Source organism: Shewanella sp. SM74, from assembly GCF_025653725.1.
Taxonomy (GTDB): domain Bacteria; phylum Pseudomonadota; class Gammaproteobacteria; order Enterobacterales; family Shewanellaceae; genus Shewanella; species Shewanella oncorhynchi.
On record NZ_JAKKRZ010000097.1, the window covers coordinates 1 to 650 of the forward strand.

Consider the following 650-nt stretch of genomic DNA (forward strand, 5'->3'; position numbering starts at 1 on the left):
TGTTACCGCCGTGAAAGGGCGGTGTCCTAGGCCTCTAGACGAAGGGGACCCGGACTTATGATTTAACTCGTAACCGAGCTTTGTAACACATTCACTTCAGTAGGCTAGGAAGCAAATGCCTTGTTCTTACCAAACAACACGTTAGTTATTTGCTAGGAACCAAAATGTGGTATCCCCTAGGGGATTCGAACCCCTGTTACCGCCGTGAAAGGGCGGTGTCCTAGGCCTCTAGACGAAGGGGACCCGGACTTATGTTTTAACTCGTAACCGAGTTTTGTAACACATTCACTTCAGTAGGCTAGGAAGTGAATGCTTTGTTCTTACCAAACAACACGTTAGTTATTTGCTAGGAACCACTCTCTATAAAATATAGATGGTATCCCCTAGGGGATTCGAACCCCTGTTACCGCCGTGAAAGGGCGGTGTCCTAGGCCTCTAGACGAAGGGGACCCGGACTTATGTTTTAACTCGTAACCGAGCTTTKTAACACATTCACTTCAGTAGGCTAGGAAGCAAATGCCTTGTTCTTACCAAACAACACGTTAGTTATTTGCTAGGAACCAAAATGTGGTATCCCCTAGGGGATTCGAACCCCTGTTACCGCCGTGAAAGGGCGGTGTCCTAGGCCTCTAGACGAAGGGGACCCGGAC

3 tRNA genes are annotated in these 650 nt (G+C 48.4%); all 3 read right to left on the bottom strand.

Going from position 1 to position 650, the window contains the following annotated elements:
* Positions 1 to 167 precede the first annotated feature (167 nt).
* Positions 168 to 243, bottom strand: a tRNA-Glu gene (locus L5M49_RS25165).
* Positions 244 to 374: 131 nt separating this feature from the next.
* Positions 375 to 450, bottom strand: a tRNA-Glu gene (locus tag L5M49_RS25170).
* Positions 451 to 568: 118 nt separating this feature from the next.
* Positions 569 to 644, bottom strand: a tRNA-Glu gene (locus L5M49_RS25175).
* Positions 645 to 650 lie beyond the last annotated feature (6 nt).